This window comes from Polynucleobacter sp. AP-Capit-er-40B-B4, assembly GCF_018882245.1.
Classification (GTDB): Bacteria; Pseudomonadota; Gammaproteobacteria; order Burkholderiales; family Burkholderiaceae; genus Polynucleobacter.
In genome coordinates, this window is sequence record NZ_JACVOV010000001.1 from 339,262 (window position 1) to 354,239 (window position 14,978).

General features: G+C 46.4%; 14 protein-coding genes. 5 read left to right on the plus strand and 9 right to left on the minus strand.

The window, feature by feature from the left end:
* Positions 1-101: 101 nt before the first annotated feature.
* The 8 genes from ICN19_RS01610 to ICN19_RS01645 all read right to left on the minus strand — a co-directional run bounded on the left by ICN19_RS01610 (position 102) and on the right by ICN19_RS01645 (position 7,125).
* Positions 102-752 (minus strand): molecular chaperone, encoded by a 651-nt coding sequence (locus ICN19_RS01610; protein WP_216245193.1) that lies wholly within the window; start codon positions 750-752, stop codon positions 102-104.
* Positions 749-2,839 carry a 4Fe-4S binding protein gene (locus tag ICN19_RS01615; protein ID WP_216245196.1) on the minus strand — a complete coding sequence of 697 codons (2,091 nt, stop codon included), beginning with the start codon at positions 2,837-2,839 and terminating at the stop codon, positions 749-751. The genes ICN19_RS01610 and ICN19_RS01615 overlap by 4 nt, the downstream gene beginning before the upstream one ends.
* A gap of 11 nt (positions 2,840-2,850) precedes the next feature.
* Positions 2,851-3,432 (minus strand): DUF3306 domain-containing protein, encoded by a 582-nt coding sequence (locus tag ICN19_RS01620; protein ID WP_216245198.1) that lies wholly within the window; start codon positions 3,430-3,432, stop codon positions 2,851-2,853.
* Positions 3,429-3,962: a DUF3305 domain-containing protein gene (locus tag ICN19_RS01625; RefSeq protein WP_216245200.1), complete on the minus strand. Its 534-nt coding sequence runs from the start codon at positions 3,960-3,962 to the stop codon at positions 3,429-3,431. The genes ICN19_RS01620 and ICN19_RS01625 overlap by 4 nt, the downstream gene beginning before the upstream one ends.
* Positions 3,963-3,976: 14 nt before the next feature.
* Entirely contained in the window at positions 3,977-5,065 is a 1,089-nt protein-coding gene (gene apbC, locus ICN19_RS01630) for an iron-sulfur cluster carrier protein ApbC (RefSeq protein ID WP_216245202.1), read from the minus strand.
* Positions 5,066-5,194: 129 nt separating this feature from the next.
* Complete coding sequence (locus ICN19_RS01635; RefSeq protein ID WP_370625137.1) at positions 5,195-6,136, minus strand: anion permease; 942 nt, start codon at positions 6,134-6,136, stop codon at positions 5,195-5,197.
* Positions 6,137-6,216: 80 nt separating this feature from the next.
* Positions 6,217-6,864, minus strand: coding sequence for a DUF47 domain-containing protein (locus ICN19_RS01640; RefSeq protein ID WP_216245206.1), 648 nt, complete (start codon positions 6,862-6,864; stop codon positions 6,217-6,219).
* 66 nt (positions 6,865-6,930) lie between these two features.
* The gene (locus ICN19_RS01645) at positions 6,931-7,125 is read right to left on the minus strand and encodes a heavy-metal-associated domain-containing protein (RefSeq protein WP_216245208.1); all 195 of its coding nucleotides are present in this window, start codon (positions 7,123-7,125) and stop codon (positions 6,931-6,933) included.
* 51 nt (positions 7,126-7,176) lie between these two features.
* Between ICN19_RS01645 and ICN19_RS01650 the strand changes: the two genes are divergently transcribed.
* Positions 7,177-9,447 (plus strand): cation-translocating P-type ATPase, encoded by a 2,271-nt coding sequence (locus ICN19_RS01650; RefSeq protein WP_216245210.1) that lies wholly within the window; start codon positions 7,177-7,179, stop codon positions 9,445-9,447.
* A gap of 24 nt (positions 9,448-9,471) precedes the next feature.
* Here ICN19_RS01650 and ICN19_RS01655 read toward each other — a convergent pair whose 3' ends face one another.
* Positions 9,472-10,269: a DUF3047 domain-containing protein gene (locus ICN19_RS01655; protein WP_216245212.1), complete on the minus strand. Its 798-nt coding sequence runs from the start codon at positions 10,267-10,269 to the stop codon at positions 9,472-9,474.
* Positions 10,270-10,316: 47 nt separating this feature from the next.
* Between ICN19_RS01655 and ICN19_RS01660 the strand changes: the two genes are divergently transcribed.
* From ICN19_RS01660 to ICN19_RS01675, 4 genes are read left to right on the plus strand one after another with little or no spacing between them, the layout of a single operon-like run.
* On the plus strand, positions 10,317-11,813 hold the full coding sequence (locus ICN19_RS01660; protein WP_216245214.1) for a glycosyltransferase family 39 protein: 1,497 nt from the start codon (positions 10,317-10,319) through the stop codon (positions 11,811-11,813).
* 49 nt (positions 11,814-11,862) lie between these two features.
* Positions 11,863-12,906: a lysylphosphatidylglycerol synthase transmembrane domain-containing protein gene (locus tag ICN19_RS01665; RefSeq protein ID WP_216245216.1), complete on the plus strand. Its 1,044-nt coding sequence runs from the start codon at positions 11,863-11,865 to the stop codon at positions 12,904-12,906.
* 17 nt (positions 12,907-12,923) lie between these two features.
* Entirely contained in the window at positions 12,924-14,183 is a 1,260-nt protein-coding gene (locus ICN19_RS01670) for a glycosyltransferase family 9 protein (protein ID WP_216245217.1), read from the plus strand.
* Positions 14,184-14,188: 5 nt separating this feature from the next.
* Entirely contained in the window at positions 14,189-14,974 is a 786-nt protein-coding gene (locus ICN19_RS01675) for a phosphatase PAP2 family protein (RefSeq protein ID WP_216245218.1), read from the plus strand.
* Positions 14,975-14,978 lie beyond the last annotated feature (4 nt).

The following is a 14,978-nucleotide window of genomic DNA, read 5'->3' on the forward strand; positions in this document are numbered from 1 at the left end:
TAGTTATTCTTGATTTGGGTCAAGTGTAATTGGTAATTGCATTTTTCGCATATCGCCATAACAAAATGCATATAAGGCTTACCCTCTATTGCGCTGCAACATTAAATCATGTCAAAACCTTGACCCTCGATAGCCAGGAATTCTCTAGTGAGGGCGGCAACCGGGTGGTACAAGTGCATCTCTGGAATGCCTTCTATTGCATCGCACAATTCGTCATACCAGGGGCGGATATGCTCATTGAAAAAAACCCTCTGATTTGTAAGGTTTGAGACTTCAACATCATCCCCGGCAATTAGGTATCGCATCACTTCGCAAAGCGCGGAAATATGGTCTTCGGTTTCAGTAATCTCTTCGGCTGCCTCAAGCCCAAATCCCTCTAGAGCTTTACGAATATTGACCAAAGGCTTCTCATTGAGATGGCCCGCCATATAAAAAGAGCCGTTCAGAACAACATTAGGCTTACCAACGCTAATGAAATTCAAGTCAAACTCATCATGCCAAGCCTTGGCAGGGTTATTTTTGGCAACCTCAACTACATCCATCCACACCTTGGCTAGTGGCGCTTCGTTAGCGGCATCTTGCTGATCTGCTGTAGCGGCGATTTGATCTAATAATTCTTGATCGGGTGGCATCTGAAAAAAGCGCGCAATCAAGCCATATAAATCTGCCCTTGCCAAATCCTCTGGCAAACCAACATCTCCCACTTCGGTAGATGCATTTTCATTAATTGAGTCTTTTGCTATTTCGCTCATGTTTCTTTTTTCACCATATCTACTACGCGACAATCGCTACACATCTTCAATCGATCCATTGCTGCCCCAGCAAATGCGCCATGAGCGCCCAACTTAGTCAGCATCAAGTCAACCATCTTCAATGTTCCAAAAGGTTTTCCACAACTAATGCAATGGAAAGCCTGGGTTTCATTCAAAGTGGATCTCTGTTTACGCTGCTCTACAGTCTGCAAACGAGGCGCAAGAGTTAAGGCCTTTTCTGGGCAAGTTTGCACACAGAGGCCACATTGAACACACTGCTTTTCAATAAAGGACAGTATGGGCTCGTCGGGATTATCTAAAAGCGCACCTTCAGGACAGCTGCTCACACAAGACATGCATAAGGTGCAAGCCTCTTTATTAATTGTCAGCCCACCCAATAAGGATGACTTAGGAAGTACGACGCCCGCCTCAGGCAAAGGTGTTTTAGCTTGCTTTTGTAAGTGCTCTAAAACAGCCTCTAATGTTTCACGCTTCTGATTGGATAAACCAATGCTTGCGGGAGTGCAAATTGAACTTAAGGAGCCACGTCGACGTAATGCCCCCATTGCCTTCGATACCGTTGATAAATCATCTATCGAGTTAGCCAATATCAAATGAATGCGTTCATCGAAGCCATATGCTTTCAGAATGCTATTCGCTAAATCTGCCTGCTCTTCAAGAGCGGCGCGGTATCCAGGATCTTCATCCCCGCTAAGCAACAAGATGACTTCAGCAAATCCATAGGTCAAAGCGCCTAGCCACAAATCCAAACCAGTCGAGGCGATATGTTCAATACCATAAGGAATTACAAATGCTGGAAGGCCTTCAAACTGCTTTGGCATGATGTGCGAGGATCTACCCAAGCCATCAATCATTTGCGTGCCAGCTTTTAAGGTGTGCAATAGCAAACTAGGTGCCATTGCTTGGTTGATCTTTTTAGCTTCAGCTGTAAATACATTCGCTACTGTTTTTAACTCTTTACCCTGGTGAGCAACGCTCGGATAGTTGTAGCTCATCGCGCCAGATGGACAGGAGGTGGCACAAGCGCCACAGCCCATACATAGATTTGGGTTTACTTCTACAGAGCCCTGACCATTTTTAAAGATGGAGCCAATAGCACCGGTTGAGCAAACATCAATGCAAGCACTGCAACCTACTTTGCCATTGCGACCATGCGCACAAATTTTTTCGTTGTAGGTGAAGTATTTAGGCTTCTCAAACTCGCCCACCATCTCTGACAATTGATTTACCGCCAACGCTTGATCCAAGGGATCAACGCCAGGGGCAAAGTAGCCTTGTGGGGTTTGACTCATGCGCATTTTAGGATCGACGCGTAAATCCAAGATCAAATCGAATTCAGAATTACGTCCACGCTCTTTTCGATCAAATGAGATAGCGCCAATACCAGCACAGGCAGTAACGCAAGCTCGATGAGATTTACATTTGTTCAAATCAATCTGGAAGGAGAGATCAATAGCGCCTTCAGGACAAACCTCTACGCAAGCACCGCAGCGGGTACACATCTCGGGATCAATTGGATTTTGCAAATCCCAATCCACTGAAAAGTTACCGAGATACCCATCCAACTTAGTAACGACACCGGTATAAATTGGATAACTTCTATTGAGCGGCAAATCACCAGGCTCAGTACACAGAACAGAGACATCTAAAGACGGGCTTAATTTTTCAGCCCAAGGAATAGCTTGGGAACCAGCACCAACAATCAGCAACCTGCCCTGGCTTTCATAATTCACCACCGGGACTGGATCCGCCTCTGGCATATCGGCTAATGCTAGCAATGCAGCAATCTTAGGTCCAGATATTTTTGCCTCTTGTGTCCAGCCTGCAACTTCACGAATATTTACAAAACGGAGTGGAGCAACCAAAGGCTTTTCAGCCTGATCCGCTAACTCACCAAAAAGTGCGCCCTCTTGAGTGCACGCCACCACTACGGAGTCAGAACCGTCCAAGGCCTTCAAAAAAGAGCCGACCTCTTGTCTACACAAAGAAGTGTGCATCGGCACACCGAGCGCTTTTCCATCCAATGGCATGGTGCCATTGCAGTTACAGACTAATTTTTGACTCATGCGCTATCTTCTTAGGTTTTTTTCTGTTCAGGCTCAGTCGACACATCCTTGGGGACCTCGTCCAACTGGGCGGAGAGTTTCGGTTGTGTGGATGTTAAATCACTTTGCTTTTGCACATCCAAAGCCTTCGCCCCCGATTCAGGATGGGCGGCCTGAACTTCAGTTTGCTGGGAATCTGGGGCTAGCTCATTAGCAGCATCTTCAGCAGGCTTACTAAAGAGCTTCAACATATCACTCTGCACCATTCTTTCAAGCATTCCTGGCGGCAGAGGGTCTGGTTTACTGTAATCGTCAATATAGATGTCTAACCCATCCATGATGTTGAAATGGGGGTCTGTGAACATTTTCTTTAAAGCAGCCTGCTGAACGGCAGGATCAACATCCGGCTTCATAAAGGCAGAAAAATCAGGATCAAAGCGATCGATCTTCGCTACATCATCCAACGTAGGCAATGGTGGAGCTTCATCTTCAATCTTCTCAACAGCCGGAGTTGAAGATAACTCCTTAGGCGCTTCAACCTTCTTCTCTACAGAATCAGGCTCAATACCTGCCTTGCGTTTAGACCAACGCCCAAGAAATCCCTCCGCCATCATTCCTCCGCAGGACGCTCGGCACCCTTAAATGATGCAGGCTTGTGACGTTTTTTAGGTTCAGGTCGATAGTTGTCGTTGACATACTCTTGCAACCAAGATGCATGCTGCTCACTCATGGGAACTGTGTCGACCGACTCGCCGCCATCAAGCAAGCGGGCCGCTTCGTTATAACTAACGCAAATACGATGTGGTACTGCGAACGTCGATTCCGCTTTGGCTAAAGCTAAAGATTGCTCATCAATGTAACGATCAACATCCTCCTCTAAGCGCCACATCACAAACCAGCTTGGGGTTGTGGCGGAAACATTCAGGTAGTAACCCTCAGCCTCATCCGGAAATAGATCAAGTTCGTAGCCAGTAAATAACCAAGACTCTCCCTCGGGATCACGCCCAAGAAATTGACCTGAAATCGCATTGCTTTGTTTGCTATTAAATTGCCCTAAATCAGGCAATACTTCTTGAGGCGCCCAGCGGTAAGAAACCCATGGGTTATCAATATTTTGTTTACGCATCAATACAGCAAAGCGCATAAATGTTCTGGGCCTTAGGTATTTTGAACAACAATGTTTGGAAATTTACTGCTCATATCTTTGGATAGAGTAGCAACACGAATAGCAACCTGTCTAGCAATGCCTTTATAAATTGCACTGATTGCACCATCAGGGTCTGCGACCACTGTAGGACGACCAGCATCTGCCTGCTCTCGTATAGATAGATTCAGGGGTAGATCGCCTAAGAAATCTACTCCATATTCTTTGCACATCTTCTGCCCACCGCCCGTACCGAATACATGCTCTTCATGTCCGCATTTTGTACAAACGTAGGTGCTCATGTTTTCAATAATGCCGATGATAGGCACGCCTACCTTCTCAAACATCTTCAGACCTTTGCGAGCATCTAACAACGCAATGTCTTGGGGTGTAGTAACAATCACTGAGCCAGTAACGGGAACTTTTTGCGCCAGGGTTAATTGAATATCACCAGTACCTGGTGGCATATCCACAATTAAATAATCCAAGTCACGCCAACGGGTTTGGCGGAGCAATTGCTCAAGAGCGGAGGTCACCATCGGACCACGCCAGACCATTGGAGCGTCATCATCAATCAAAAAGCCAATTGAACTTGCCTGCAAGCCATAAGCCTCCATTGGCTCAATCGTATTCTCTTCAAGAGAATCTGGTCTACCAGTAATACCCAACATCATTGGCTGACTTGGGCCGTAAATGTCTGCATCCAAAATGCCAACCTGCGCACCTTCGGCCGCTAGGGCTAAAGCCAAGTTCACTGCTGTTGTCGATTTACCAACGCCGCCCTTACCACTGGCAACCGCAATAATATTTTTGACGCCAGGCAATAGCTTCACGCCACGTTGCACTGCATGCGCAACAATTTGACTGGAAATATTGACGCTGACATTTTTAACGCCAGACAATTCGCGCAAAGCATTGATTACCGATTTACGAATCGAATCAAACTGACTCTTGGCTGGATAGCCCAATACGATATCCAAAAAAATGTCGCCATCTTCTACGCGGAGATTCTTAACGTTTTTTGCAGTAACGAAATCGATCTTAGTATTAGGATCAACTAAGCCTTTGAGTGCTGCCTGGACCAACTCTGGTGTAACCGACACAACCTTCTCCTAATATGAATAAACCTAGAATGGGATTCTAGGTTTTAGTATTTTTCTTAATTAGCGCTAGCTTACTCGTAGCCGCAAATATTTGCTGAAAGAATCCTCAGCCACCTGCAATAAAGCGTTTTAGAAAATGAGCAGACTCAGATAATAGACCGCCATAGACATGAGCGCAGTTGCTGGAATGGTGAAGATCCACGCCCAAACGATGTTTCCAGCAACCCCCCAACGAACCGCACTAGCCCTTTGAGTTGAGCCAACGCCCACAATAGCCCCAGTAATCGTATGGGTAGTGGAAACGGGGATACCAATTGCAGTTGCTGCAAATAATGTGATTGCGCCACCAGTTTCAGCACAGAAACCACCCACTGGCTTAAGCTTGGTGAGCTTCTGCCCCATGGTTTTAACAATACGCCAGCCACCAAACATCGTGCCCGCAGCAATAGCGATATAACAAGAAATAATTGTCCATGTAGGCGGCATCTTTGCACTAGCTTCAGCGTAGCCAGTGATGATGAGCAAAAGCCAAATAATGCCGATAGTCTTTTGAGCATCATTACCACCGTGACCCAAGCTATAGGCACTTGCAGAAAGTAATTGCAGACGACGGAACCAGCGATCTGTTTTGGCTAAGTTTGCATTTCGGCAAATCCACGCAACGATCAACATCATTAAAGAGCCAAGCAAGAAACCAACAAATGGCGAGATGAAGATGAACGAAACTGTTTTAATAATTCCTGACCAAACTAAGCCATCTGTGCCCGCCTTTGGCAACGCAGCGCCAACTAGGCCACCAATCAAAGCATGAGAAGAGCTTGATGGAATACCGTAATACCAAGTAATCACATTCCACACAATTGCGCCGACTAAGGCGCCAAAGATGACGTGCAAGTCAACGGCAGCAGGATGCACAATGCCCTTACCAACTGTGGCGGCAACACTTAAATGAAAAATGAAGATCGCTAGAAAGTTAAAGAAGGCTGCAAATACTACCGCTTGCTGCGGCTTCAAAACTCCGGTGGAAACTACCGTCGCAATAGAGTTAGCAGCATCATGAAAACCATTCATGAAATCGAATGCAAGCGCTAACGCTACCAAAAGCGCTACAACCCAAAAAGCTACTTCTATCGCTGGCAACTTAATTCGCCTTAAGAGTTTTCAAGAACGATGCCTTCAACTAAATTGGCAACGTCTTCACATTTGTCGGTAACTTCCTCAAGCAGCTCATAAATACGCTGGCATTTAATGAGTTCGCGCACTTCGATATCCTCGCGGAATAAACGGGTAATCGCAGTGGATAAAAGGCGGTCAGCCCCTGACTCTAAGTGATCTATCTCGTCGCAAGTCTTCAAAGCAGCCTTGGCAACCTCTGGATCAGAGATATCTTTTAACGTAGCAACTGCGTTCTTCATGCTGATGCAGCACTGATTACACAGCTCTGCCATTTGCACCATTTCTGGGGTCATTTTCTTTACATCATACAAATGCATGGCCTCAGTGCCGTTTTGCAATAAATCAGCAACGTCATCCATCGTATTGATGAGTGAGAAAATTTGATCGCGGTCGATCGGAGTAATGAACGTTTTGTGCAAGCGACGATGCACTTCTTTTACTACGTCGTCGCAAGCATGCTCTGCTTTATCAACGTCTTGTGTGTATTTGGCACGCAAAGCTTCATCGTTGTAGTGCTCGACGAACTTTAAGAAAGATTCGGAGGCAGAAACGATATTGCTAGCGTGCTCATTGAAAAGCTCGAAGAAATTACCATCGTGAGGCATTAACTTACTGAAGAACATAAATCACGATCCTTTAGGAACAAAAACTACGGGTTTTGTTAGGTTTAATGACATTCTAAACAATTGCTATTTAGCAACTGGAAAGCCAGCATCTGTTATAAGCTGACTGGCCTGCGCTTCAGATAATGTCGTTTCTAGGTTGACAGTCTGGCTTGCCAAGTCAGCCTGAACTTTGGCTTGAGGGTCCTGAGCCTGAATTGCTCTCGTGACCGCATTAATACAGCCCCCACAAGCCATCCCAGATACTTTTAAAGTCAACATATAGGCCTTTTTGATGTAAATACGGCTTGCATGCAGTAGATTATCTTCTATATGAACCCCCAAATAGACACTAAATCAGAGCTATTTACTCTGGATATCGGCGGGATGACCTGCGCCTCCTGTGTAGGCAGGGTTGAGAAGGCTTTGAACAAAATACCCGGAGTAGAGGCTGCTAGCGTGAATTTGGCAACGGAACAGGCCAAAGTACGCTTAAAAGCAGATTTCGGACTCAATGCGGACGACCTTATCGCCACAGTCCAAAAAACAGGCTATGAAGCAAAAATCAACAGCCCCCATCACATTTCTGAAAGAGCGCCCTCTAAGCTGTTTTGGGGAGCAGATGGTTTAGGGCGCGTATTACTCGGGTTCGCCCTCTCCGCCCCACTTTTTCTCCCGATGTTCCTCATGCCTTTTGGCATACATTGGGCGCTTTCGCCGAAGTGGCAACTTCTACTTGCAACCCCTGTGCAATTTTTCTTGGGATGGCGCTTTTATAAAGCGGGCTTCAAATCTCTCATGTCCGGTGTGGGCAATATGGATTTGTTGGTGGCACTCGGCACAAGCGCAGCATACGGTCTCAGTATTTACCAAATGATTGCATCACCTGATGAGAGTCACGAGCTTTACTTTGAAGGATCAGCAGTCATTATCTGCATGGTTTTACTAGGCAAATGGTTAGAGGCCAGAGCTAAGCAACAAACTAGCGAAGCAATTCGTGCATTACAAAAGTTGTGGCCAGAACATGCCAAAGTCATTGAACGAGATATTGTCATCACCGAGAGCTCTGCCTTAGATCAATATCATGATCTGCCTTTAGACCAAGTGTTTCCGAAAGACCGCGTCTTGGTTCTGCCCGGCGAGCGCATACCAGTAGACGGCATCATCCTACTTGGCAATAGCCACATTGATGAATCGCTCCTCACGGGAGAAAGTGAGTCAGTCAAAAAACGCATCGGAGAAAAAGTGATCGGCGGCTCACTCAACGGCGAAGGCGTATTAGTCATTGAGGCTCAAGCGGTTGGCATTGAGAGCGTACTTTCTAAAATTATCTCCCTGGTTGAAGACGCACAAACCCAAAAGGCGCCAATACAAAAAATGGTAGATCAGGTGAGTGCTATTTTTGTTCCTAGCGTGATCGTGATTGCAATCATTACCGGATTGGCAAACTGGTTTTATTTAGACTCAGCATCTATTGCCATATTAAGAGCGGTCTCAGTACTTGTGATCGCCTGTCCATGCGCCCTCGGACTTGCAACGCCAGCAGCCATCATGGCAGGCACAGGGGTAGCAGCCCGCTTTGGAATTTTAATTAAAGACCCACAAGTTTTAGAGTTGGCGCATCGCTTGAATGTGGTTGCGTTTGATAAAACAGGAACACTCACCGTTGGCAAGCCAAGACTGCTGAAGGTGATTTCTTTTGATAGTGCATTTTCAGAGAATGACATTCTGGCAACAGCTTCAGGCCTTCAACTTGGTAGTGAGCACCCTCTTGCAAAAGCACTCCTAGACGCCGCTAAACAAAATGGTTTGACCCCGATAACGCCGACCGACAGCAAAGCATTGCCGGGCATTGGTATTAGCGGAAAACCTAGCGCTGGCGTCCTTGCTGGACAGAGCCTTACCCTACAGAGCATTGCATCCCTAGAGGGCAACCACCATCATGCCGAAATACTGGGCAAGGCTAAGGCTTGTTTTGAGGCTGGTCAAACTGTTTCGATCTTGATGAGCAATGAAGTACCCACTTCACCAATTGCCATATTCTCATTTGGGGATGAGCTGAAAGAGAATGTTCGAGAGGCAATTACCTCATTACACCATCTCAATATTCGAGCAGTAATGCTTTCCGGTGATAACGTTGCCGCAGCGAATCGTGTCGCAAAAAATATTGGTATTGAAGAAGTGTTCGCGCAAATTATGCCAAGCGATAAAGCAGAGATTATTCGCAAACTTCAATCTAAAGAGGGACGTCGCCAATTTGTTGCGATGGTAGGTGATGGTGTGAACGATGCACCTGCCTTAGCTACCGCAGATGTTGGTATGGCCATGTCTACCGGTACTGATGTTGCAATGCAGGCCGCTGGCATCACCTTAATGCGAGGTGACCCCACATTAGTTGCAAATGCAATTGATATCTCCAAGCGAACCTGGCAAAAAATTCAGCAAAATTTATTCTGGGCTTTTATCTTTAACGCCACTGGCATCCCCTTAGCTGCTCTGGGCTATCTCTCGCCGATGCTGGCCGGAAGCGCTATGGCGCTGTCTAGCTTTTGCGTTCTGAGCAATGCGCTTTTACTCAAGCGCTGGCGCCCTACTCACCACTAAAAACATCTTTTTAGTACGTCTTACTTATTTTGCATTCTTGCGTATCAATTCAATATCGCCATAAAACGCTCGCGTCTCTGACTTCGTGTTGTCCGTATCTGTCAGCAAGGCAATACCAATGACTTCACCAGGCGCTTCGCCATAGGCACGCTTATAGTCAGCAGCTATATCACGCTGGTGTTTATGCCACTGCCCTAAATTGTCCCAACCAGAATCCACCACAATCATTTTGATACGGGAAGTATGTGCATTTGTAATGATGGTATCGATAGGCGATTTTCCTGACCAGATATACATCAGCGTGGCATACGGCATCTCTTGACCACTAATCAGATTAGCCATCTCAAAAGTCATTTTTTCTTTTAAGGGTAGCTTGGATTTATTACCATCAAACGCAACCAAAATACGCAGCGGCGCATCGTCAGCATATCCATCGGCATTGTCAGCATTGACGATTGGGTTTAGCGCCTTCCATTCCCATTGCAGCAGTAGGTTTGATGCCTGACGAGGACGCAACTTCACCGCCAATCCAGATGCAGAGGTTTTCGAATTTGCACTCAGCACAGTTTTTCCTTGGTAACTCTCAAGGCGATACACCGTATTCTTTTTAAAGGGTGCGATGCGATAAAAATTCCACCCATTTGGCATACCGCTACGGGCTGTCTCAGCAGAGAATTTAGGCAACTCCTCTTGAGCTGGCAGCTGATCCGCATTAAATGGTTGACCGGCTTCGTTTTGTACCGAATCGCTACTTAAACCCGCGCAACCGACCAAAAAAAGGATCGTACTGAGAATTAAAAATAAAGGGGCTCGCTTCCACATACCTCAATTGTCCCAAAGATTGCTCGATGTGAGTCTAAAATCATCTCATGCGCCATCAATCACCCTCAAGCTGGGCCGTAATCTGCGTCTTTATTGCCGCGGTGGTGCATTTGGCCCTGGGTTTTTCTATTGAGTTCTCGGTGGATGAGGCTCACTATGCTTTGTATGCCCAACACTTGGCTTGGAGCTATTTCGATCACCCGCCTTTAGTGGGCTGGATTCAGTGGCCTTTGGTTGCCCTGACATCTTCTGAAGGTGTCATTCGCCTTATCCCAGAATTGTTATGGATTGTTTCTTGTTATTTGGTTTATCAAGTCACGATTGAGCTTCATCGTCTAATTCAAGGACGTAATGCTGGCTACCTCACCAGCGCACTACCATCAGCAAATTTATGCGGTCTGTTGGCAGTCTTAATCATTACTGCCGCACCGATGCTACATGTACTAGCAATTGGTTTATTGCCCGACACCCTGCTGGCACCGTTAAGCCTTGGACTGATGCTAATGGCACTTCGTTGGCTAAGGAAAGATCGATTCAGTATTGGTGATTGGATTGTGACTGGCATCTTGCTGGGTCTCGCAGGCCTTAGCAAATACACCGCCGCATTTACAGCGTTTGCTTTGTTGTTTGTATTCCTCAGTTCACCCAGAAAATCTTGGTTCACTAAAGTAGGTTTCTGGCTGGCAGCATTGACAGCCCTATTGCTCATCTCACCCGTGCTTTATTGGAATTGGGTTAATGACTGGATTTCATTTAAATACCAGCTTGCCCATGGCGGCGGCGGCGAATGGCTTTGGCGCCGACTGGCTGCGTACATTGGCATTCAAATTCTCGTCTTTGGCCCCCTCTTTGTTTTGGGCACTTTTGTTTTTTTAAAAGACTGCATGCACGGGGCAAAGCTTTCTCTAGTTGCGCTTTTAGGATTCTTTTTTATTCCTTTTGTAATTTTTACCAGCTTGGCAGGTGGAGGCGGCCTTCCTCACTGGACCTCACCTGCATGGTTCTGTCTCGCTCCTTTTGCCGGAATGGGTTTAGCAAAAGCATGGGCAATGCAACATCGCCATTGGATTCGTATTTTGTTTTTCATCCAAATTGCAATGTGTTGTATTGGCTTTGCTTATGTCCTATCCGGAGGCATCAATACAGCCTCGATTAAATCCAATCCAATTGCAGATTTATATGGATGGAAAATTGCCGGTCAGAAAGCAGCGGAGCTTACTAAAGCCACCAAAGCAAATGGCATCGCTGTTCAAAACTGGACCTTAGGTAGTCGCGCTGCTTGGTATGCGTCACCTACCCCGGTATTTGTCTTAGATCAGAGACAAGATCAATTTGACCTCTGGTTCGGCGAGATCCCAGTTGGCGCAAATATCCTTCTTATTAGCTGGTCTGGCATGACTTACCCTCTGCCGGTAGGCAATAAGTCGGCCTTTGAGGCATGTCAGCCCCTTGATAGCCTTGAAATTGAGCGATTTGGTCGAATTTTGTCCAAATTTGACTTTAGCCTTTGTAGCAACTGGCGGGGGCCAGGTACTTCAGAGTAATTCCCCCAAATTCAAGACCTTAGGCGCCCAAGGCATTATCCTTACGCTTATGAGTTCACAAGCTAAGCCCACCCCCAAAACCCAGTCGGGGTGGAAATCCATTCTCAAGCGAGCTTGGCCCACCATTCGGGTTCTTCTGTCCATCGCTTTGCTATGGAAGGCTACCAGCGGAATTGACTGGCGCTCACTGTTTGACACCCATATTCAGATGCAACCCCTGTGGTTTCTGGCCGCACTAGCGAGCATGATGTGCGCCTTTATTTGTGGTGGCTATCGCTGGGGATTATTCATGCAAGCAGTAGGATTCCCGCGCCGTATCCGCTCCTATATCGGCCTCTACTTTGCTGGCGGTCTCATTAACCAAGGTCTACCCAGCACATTAGGTGGCGATAGCTATCGTGCGATTACTGCAACCCACCTCACTAACACTGGCAACCTCTCCGAAACCAAAGTGTTAGATGAAGAGCTTCATCATTCAGTAGACCTTGAGCACGCTACACCGAAATTACGCCTAAGCTTTGCAATGGTTTTAGTCGATCGCCTTTTAGGTTTAGCAGGCAATAACTTACTCGGCGCCATTGGCTTGATATTGGGTGGAGCCACTCTTGCAGCATGGGGACAAGACTTAGGCTATGCAGTCATGGCGGTAATGCTGTTAGCAGGCATAGCCATTGCACTTATCTTGGCTTGGGGGCCAAGCAAGCAGCTATTACAAAAATTTCTGGATCGCTTCAATATGAATAATGCGATGCCTGGGATTCAGCTAGCATTTTCATGGCCCAAAAATATTGCGCAAGCTGGCTTAGCAATTGGCATCCACTTCCTGACCATATTGGCCTTGCTATGTTGTCTAAAGGCTTATGGAGTAGATGCACCTATTGAAGGTCTCATGATTGGCCTACCGGCTCTCAGTCTTCTACTCATGCTGCCGATCAGCATCTCTGGCTGGGGATTGCGTGAAGCTACCCTTTCTTCAGTCTTAGCTCTGTGGGGTGTGAATCCATCGTTAACAGTTCTGGCCTCCATCAGCTATGGGGCAATTACCGTTCTGTCAGTTCTACCTGGCGCCTACTTTTTATTAAAACGAAAATAATTTTTTAGAGCAAAACTATGACTATTAGCGTCAACACTATGCGCGCCATTGATCATTGGGTCGGCGTACCTCTTTGTGCAATCGTGAGTCCTGTTATTGCTTTGATTGATGGTATTAAGAATGTATTTAATCGCGGGCCAGAGACTCCAAAAAAATTACTCTTTATTGAACTCTCAGAAATGGGTAGCGCGATTTTGGTAGACCCAGCAATGCGCAATGCGCAGGCTCGTGGAGCAGAGATATTTTTCCTCATCTTTAAAAGCAATCGTGCCAGCCTCACTTTGCTCAATACTGTTAAACCAGAAAATATCTTTACGATTGATTCATCAAGCTTGGGCGGCTTAATCAAAGACACTCTGCTCTTTCTGATGCTTGCCCGCAAACATCGCATTGATACCGTCATTGATTTGGAGCTGTTTTCACGCTTCACAGCTTTACTAACTGGCATGTGTGGCGCACGCCGTCGCGTTGGTTATCACATCTTTCATGGCGAAGGCTTGTGGCGTGGTTTCATGTTGACCCGTAAGGTTCATTACAACCCACATATTCACATTACTAAGAACTTTATTTCGCTGATTCATGCGGCCTTTGCACAGAAGATTGAAGTTCCTTTTAGCAAGATTGAAATTCCAGATTCAGAGGTTCGCTTAGAGCAAGCCATCATTAATCCAAGCGCTTTAGAAAAAGTTCGTGAACGCATTGAGAAGCTAGCCAAAGAAGCCAATATTCATTATGCGCCCGGCAAAAATCGTCTCATTCTGATTAACCCAAACGCAAGCGATCTGCTGCCACAGCGTCGTTGGGCACAGCAGCGCTTTTCTGAGTTGATTCAAGCCATTCATCAGAAATATCCAGAAGACCTCATACTCGTTACTGGATCACCTGCTGAATTCGTCTACGTAGAAAAAGTTCGTGCCGTAGCAAATATTAAAAATGCTCTGAACTTCGCAGGACAGGTCAGCTTTGCTGAATTACCACCCCTTTACACACTATCCGATGTGATGGTGACCAACGATTCTGGTCCTGGCCATTTTTCAGCGGTAACCCCATTAAGAACTGTTGTTCTCTTTGGCCCTGAAACTCCAGCCCTATATGGTTCTGTTGGCAATTCCATCGCCATCACCGCTAACTTGGCCTGCTCTCCTTGCGTGAGCGCCGCTAATCACCGTAAAACACCTTGTCATGACAATGTCTGCATGCAAGCCATCACCGTTCCACAAGTACTAGATAAAGTGATTAAGCAATTACAAGATGCAGATCAGGCAAAGGCTCGTTAAGCTGCATGAGTAAAAATGCGATACCTGGGTTTGCTTGGTTTATCCCGCTAGCCCCGCTCGCACTTGCAGCCATCATCTACTTTGGCGATCTTCAGAGCAGTAGCTTTCTATTGATCAATCAATTTACCCAGCAGCTACCAGACACACTTTGGGCTTGGCTTACCTTCTTAGGTAATGGCTGGGGTGTTTTTGCATTAGCTTTCCCGCTTTTATTGTTAGCACCAAGAATCCTCACTGCAGGTTTATTTGCTGGCGCTATAGCGGCTGTAACAAGCTCGGTATTGAAAGGTATATTTAATCTACCAAGACCCGCAGGGGTTTTGACTGAGGGAAGCTTTTATCGCATCGGCGAAGCACTGCTTCACAGAGCCTTTCCTTCTGGTCACACCCTCACAGCATTTGCTATTGCTAGCGCTTTCTATTTCTCAGCATCCAAAGAAAAAAGGGCGCCACTCCTGCTTTTATTTGTTGTAGCTGTATTAGTAGGGCTCTCGCGTAATGCTGTTGGAGCACATTGGCTAACCGATGTTTTAGGGGGAGCAGGTTTTGGTATTTGGTGCGGCATGATTGGGGCTTGGTTAGCTAATCACTTTCCGGAGAGTCAGTTGGGACCCAAAAAAATATGGGCTCATCTCATTGCGCTTGGTGGTGTTGTAGCAACCTACTCGCACTTCACCCAAAAAATGGATCTTGAATTAAATCAACCACTCCAATACGCTTCGATCGCCATTATCGTGATTACGCTTGTACTTTATGGCAAAGCACAATTTACGCAAGCACGTCCAAAATGAGCGC

Excerpts from the sequence above, each read along its gene's own strand:
- ICN19_RS01660 (WP_216245214.1), top strand. The coding sequence starts at position 10,317 with ATGCGCCATCAATCACCCTCAAGCTGGGCCGTAATCTGCGTCTTTATT.
- ICN19_RS01610 (WP_216245193.1), bottom strand. The coding sequence starts at position 752 with ATGAGCGAAATAGCAAAAGACTCAATTAATGAAAATGCATCTACCGAA.
- ICN19_RS01635 (WP_370625137.1), bottom strand. The coding sequence starts at position 6,136 with ATGAATGGTTTTCATGATGCTGCTAACTCTATTGCGACGGTAGTTTCC.
- ICN19_RS01675 (WP_216245218.1), top strand. The coding sequence starts at position 14,189 with ATGAGTAAAAATGCGATACCTGGGTTTGCTTGGTTTATCCCGCTAGCC.
- ICN19_RS01640 (WP_216245206.1), bottom strand. The coding sequence starts at position 6,864 with ATGTTCTTCAGTAAGTTAATGCCTCACGATGGTAATTTCTTCGAGCTT.
- ICN19_RS01665 (WP_216245216.1), top strand. The coding sequence starts at position 11,863 with ATGAGTTCACAAGCTAAGCCCACCCCCAAAACCCAGTCGGGGTGGAAA.
- ICN19_RS01645 (WP_216245208.1), bottom strand. The coding sequence starts at position 7,125 with ATGTTGACTTTAAAAGTATCTGGGATGGCTTGTGGGGGCTGTATTAAT.
- ICN19_RS01615 (WP_216245196.1), bottom strand. The coding sequence starts at position 2,839 with ATGAGTCAAAAATTAGTCTGTAACTGCAATGGCACCATGCCATTGGAT.
- ICN19_RS01650 (WP_216245210.1), top strand. The coding sequence starts at position 7,177 with ATGAACCCCCAAATAGACACTAAATCAGAGCTATTTACTCTGGATATC.
- ICN19_RS01670 (WP_216245217.1), top strand. The coding sequence starts at position 12,924 with ATGACTATTAGCGTCAACACTATGCGCGCCATTGATCATTGGGTCGGC.
- ICN19_RS01655 (WP_216245212.1), bottom strand. The coding sequence starts at position 10,269 with ATGTGGAAGCGAGCCCCTTTATTTTTAATTCTCAGTACGATCCTTTTT.
- ICN19_RS01625 (WP_216245200.1), bottom strand. The coding sequence starts at position 3,962 with ATGCGCTTTGCTGTATTGATGCGTAAACAAAATATTGATAACCCATGG.
- ICN19_RS01620 (WP_216245198.1), bottom strand. The coding sequence starts at position 3,432 with ATGATGGCGGAGGGATTTCTTGGGCGTTGGTCTAAACGCAAGGCAGGT.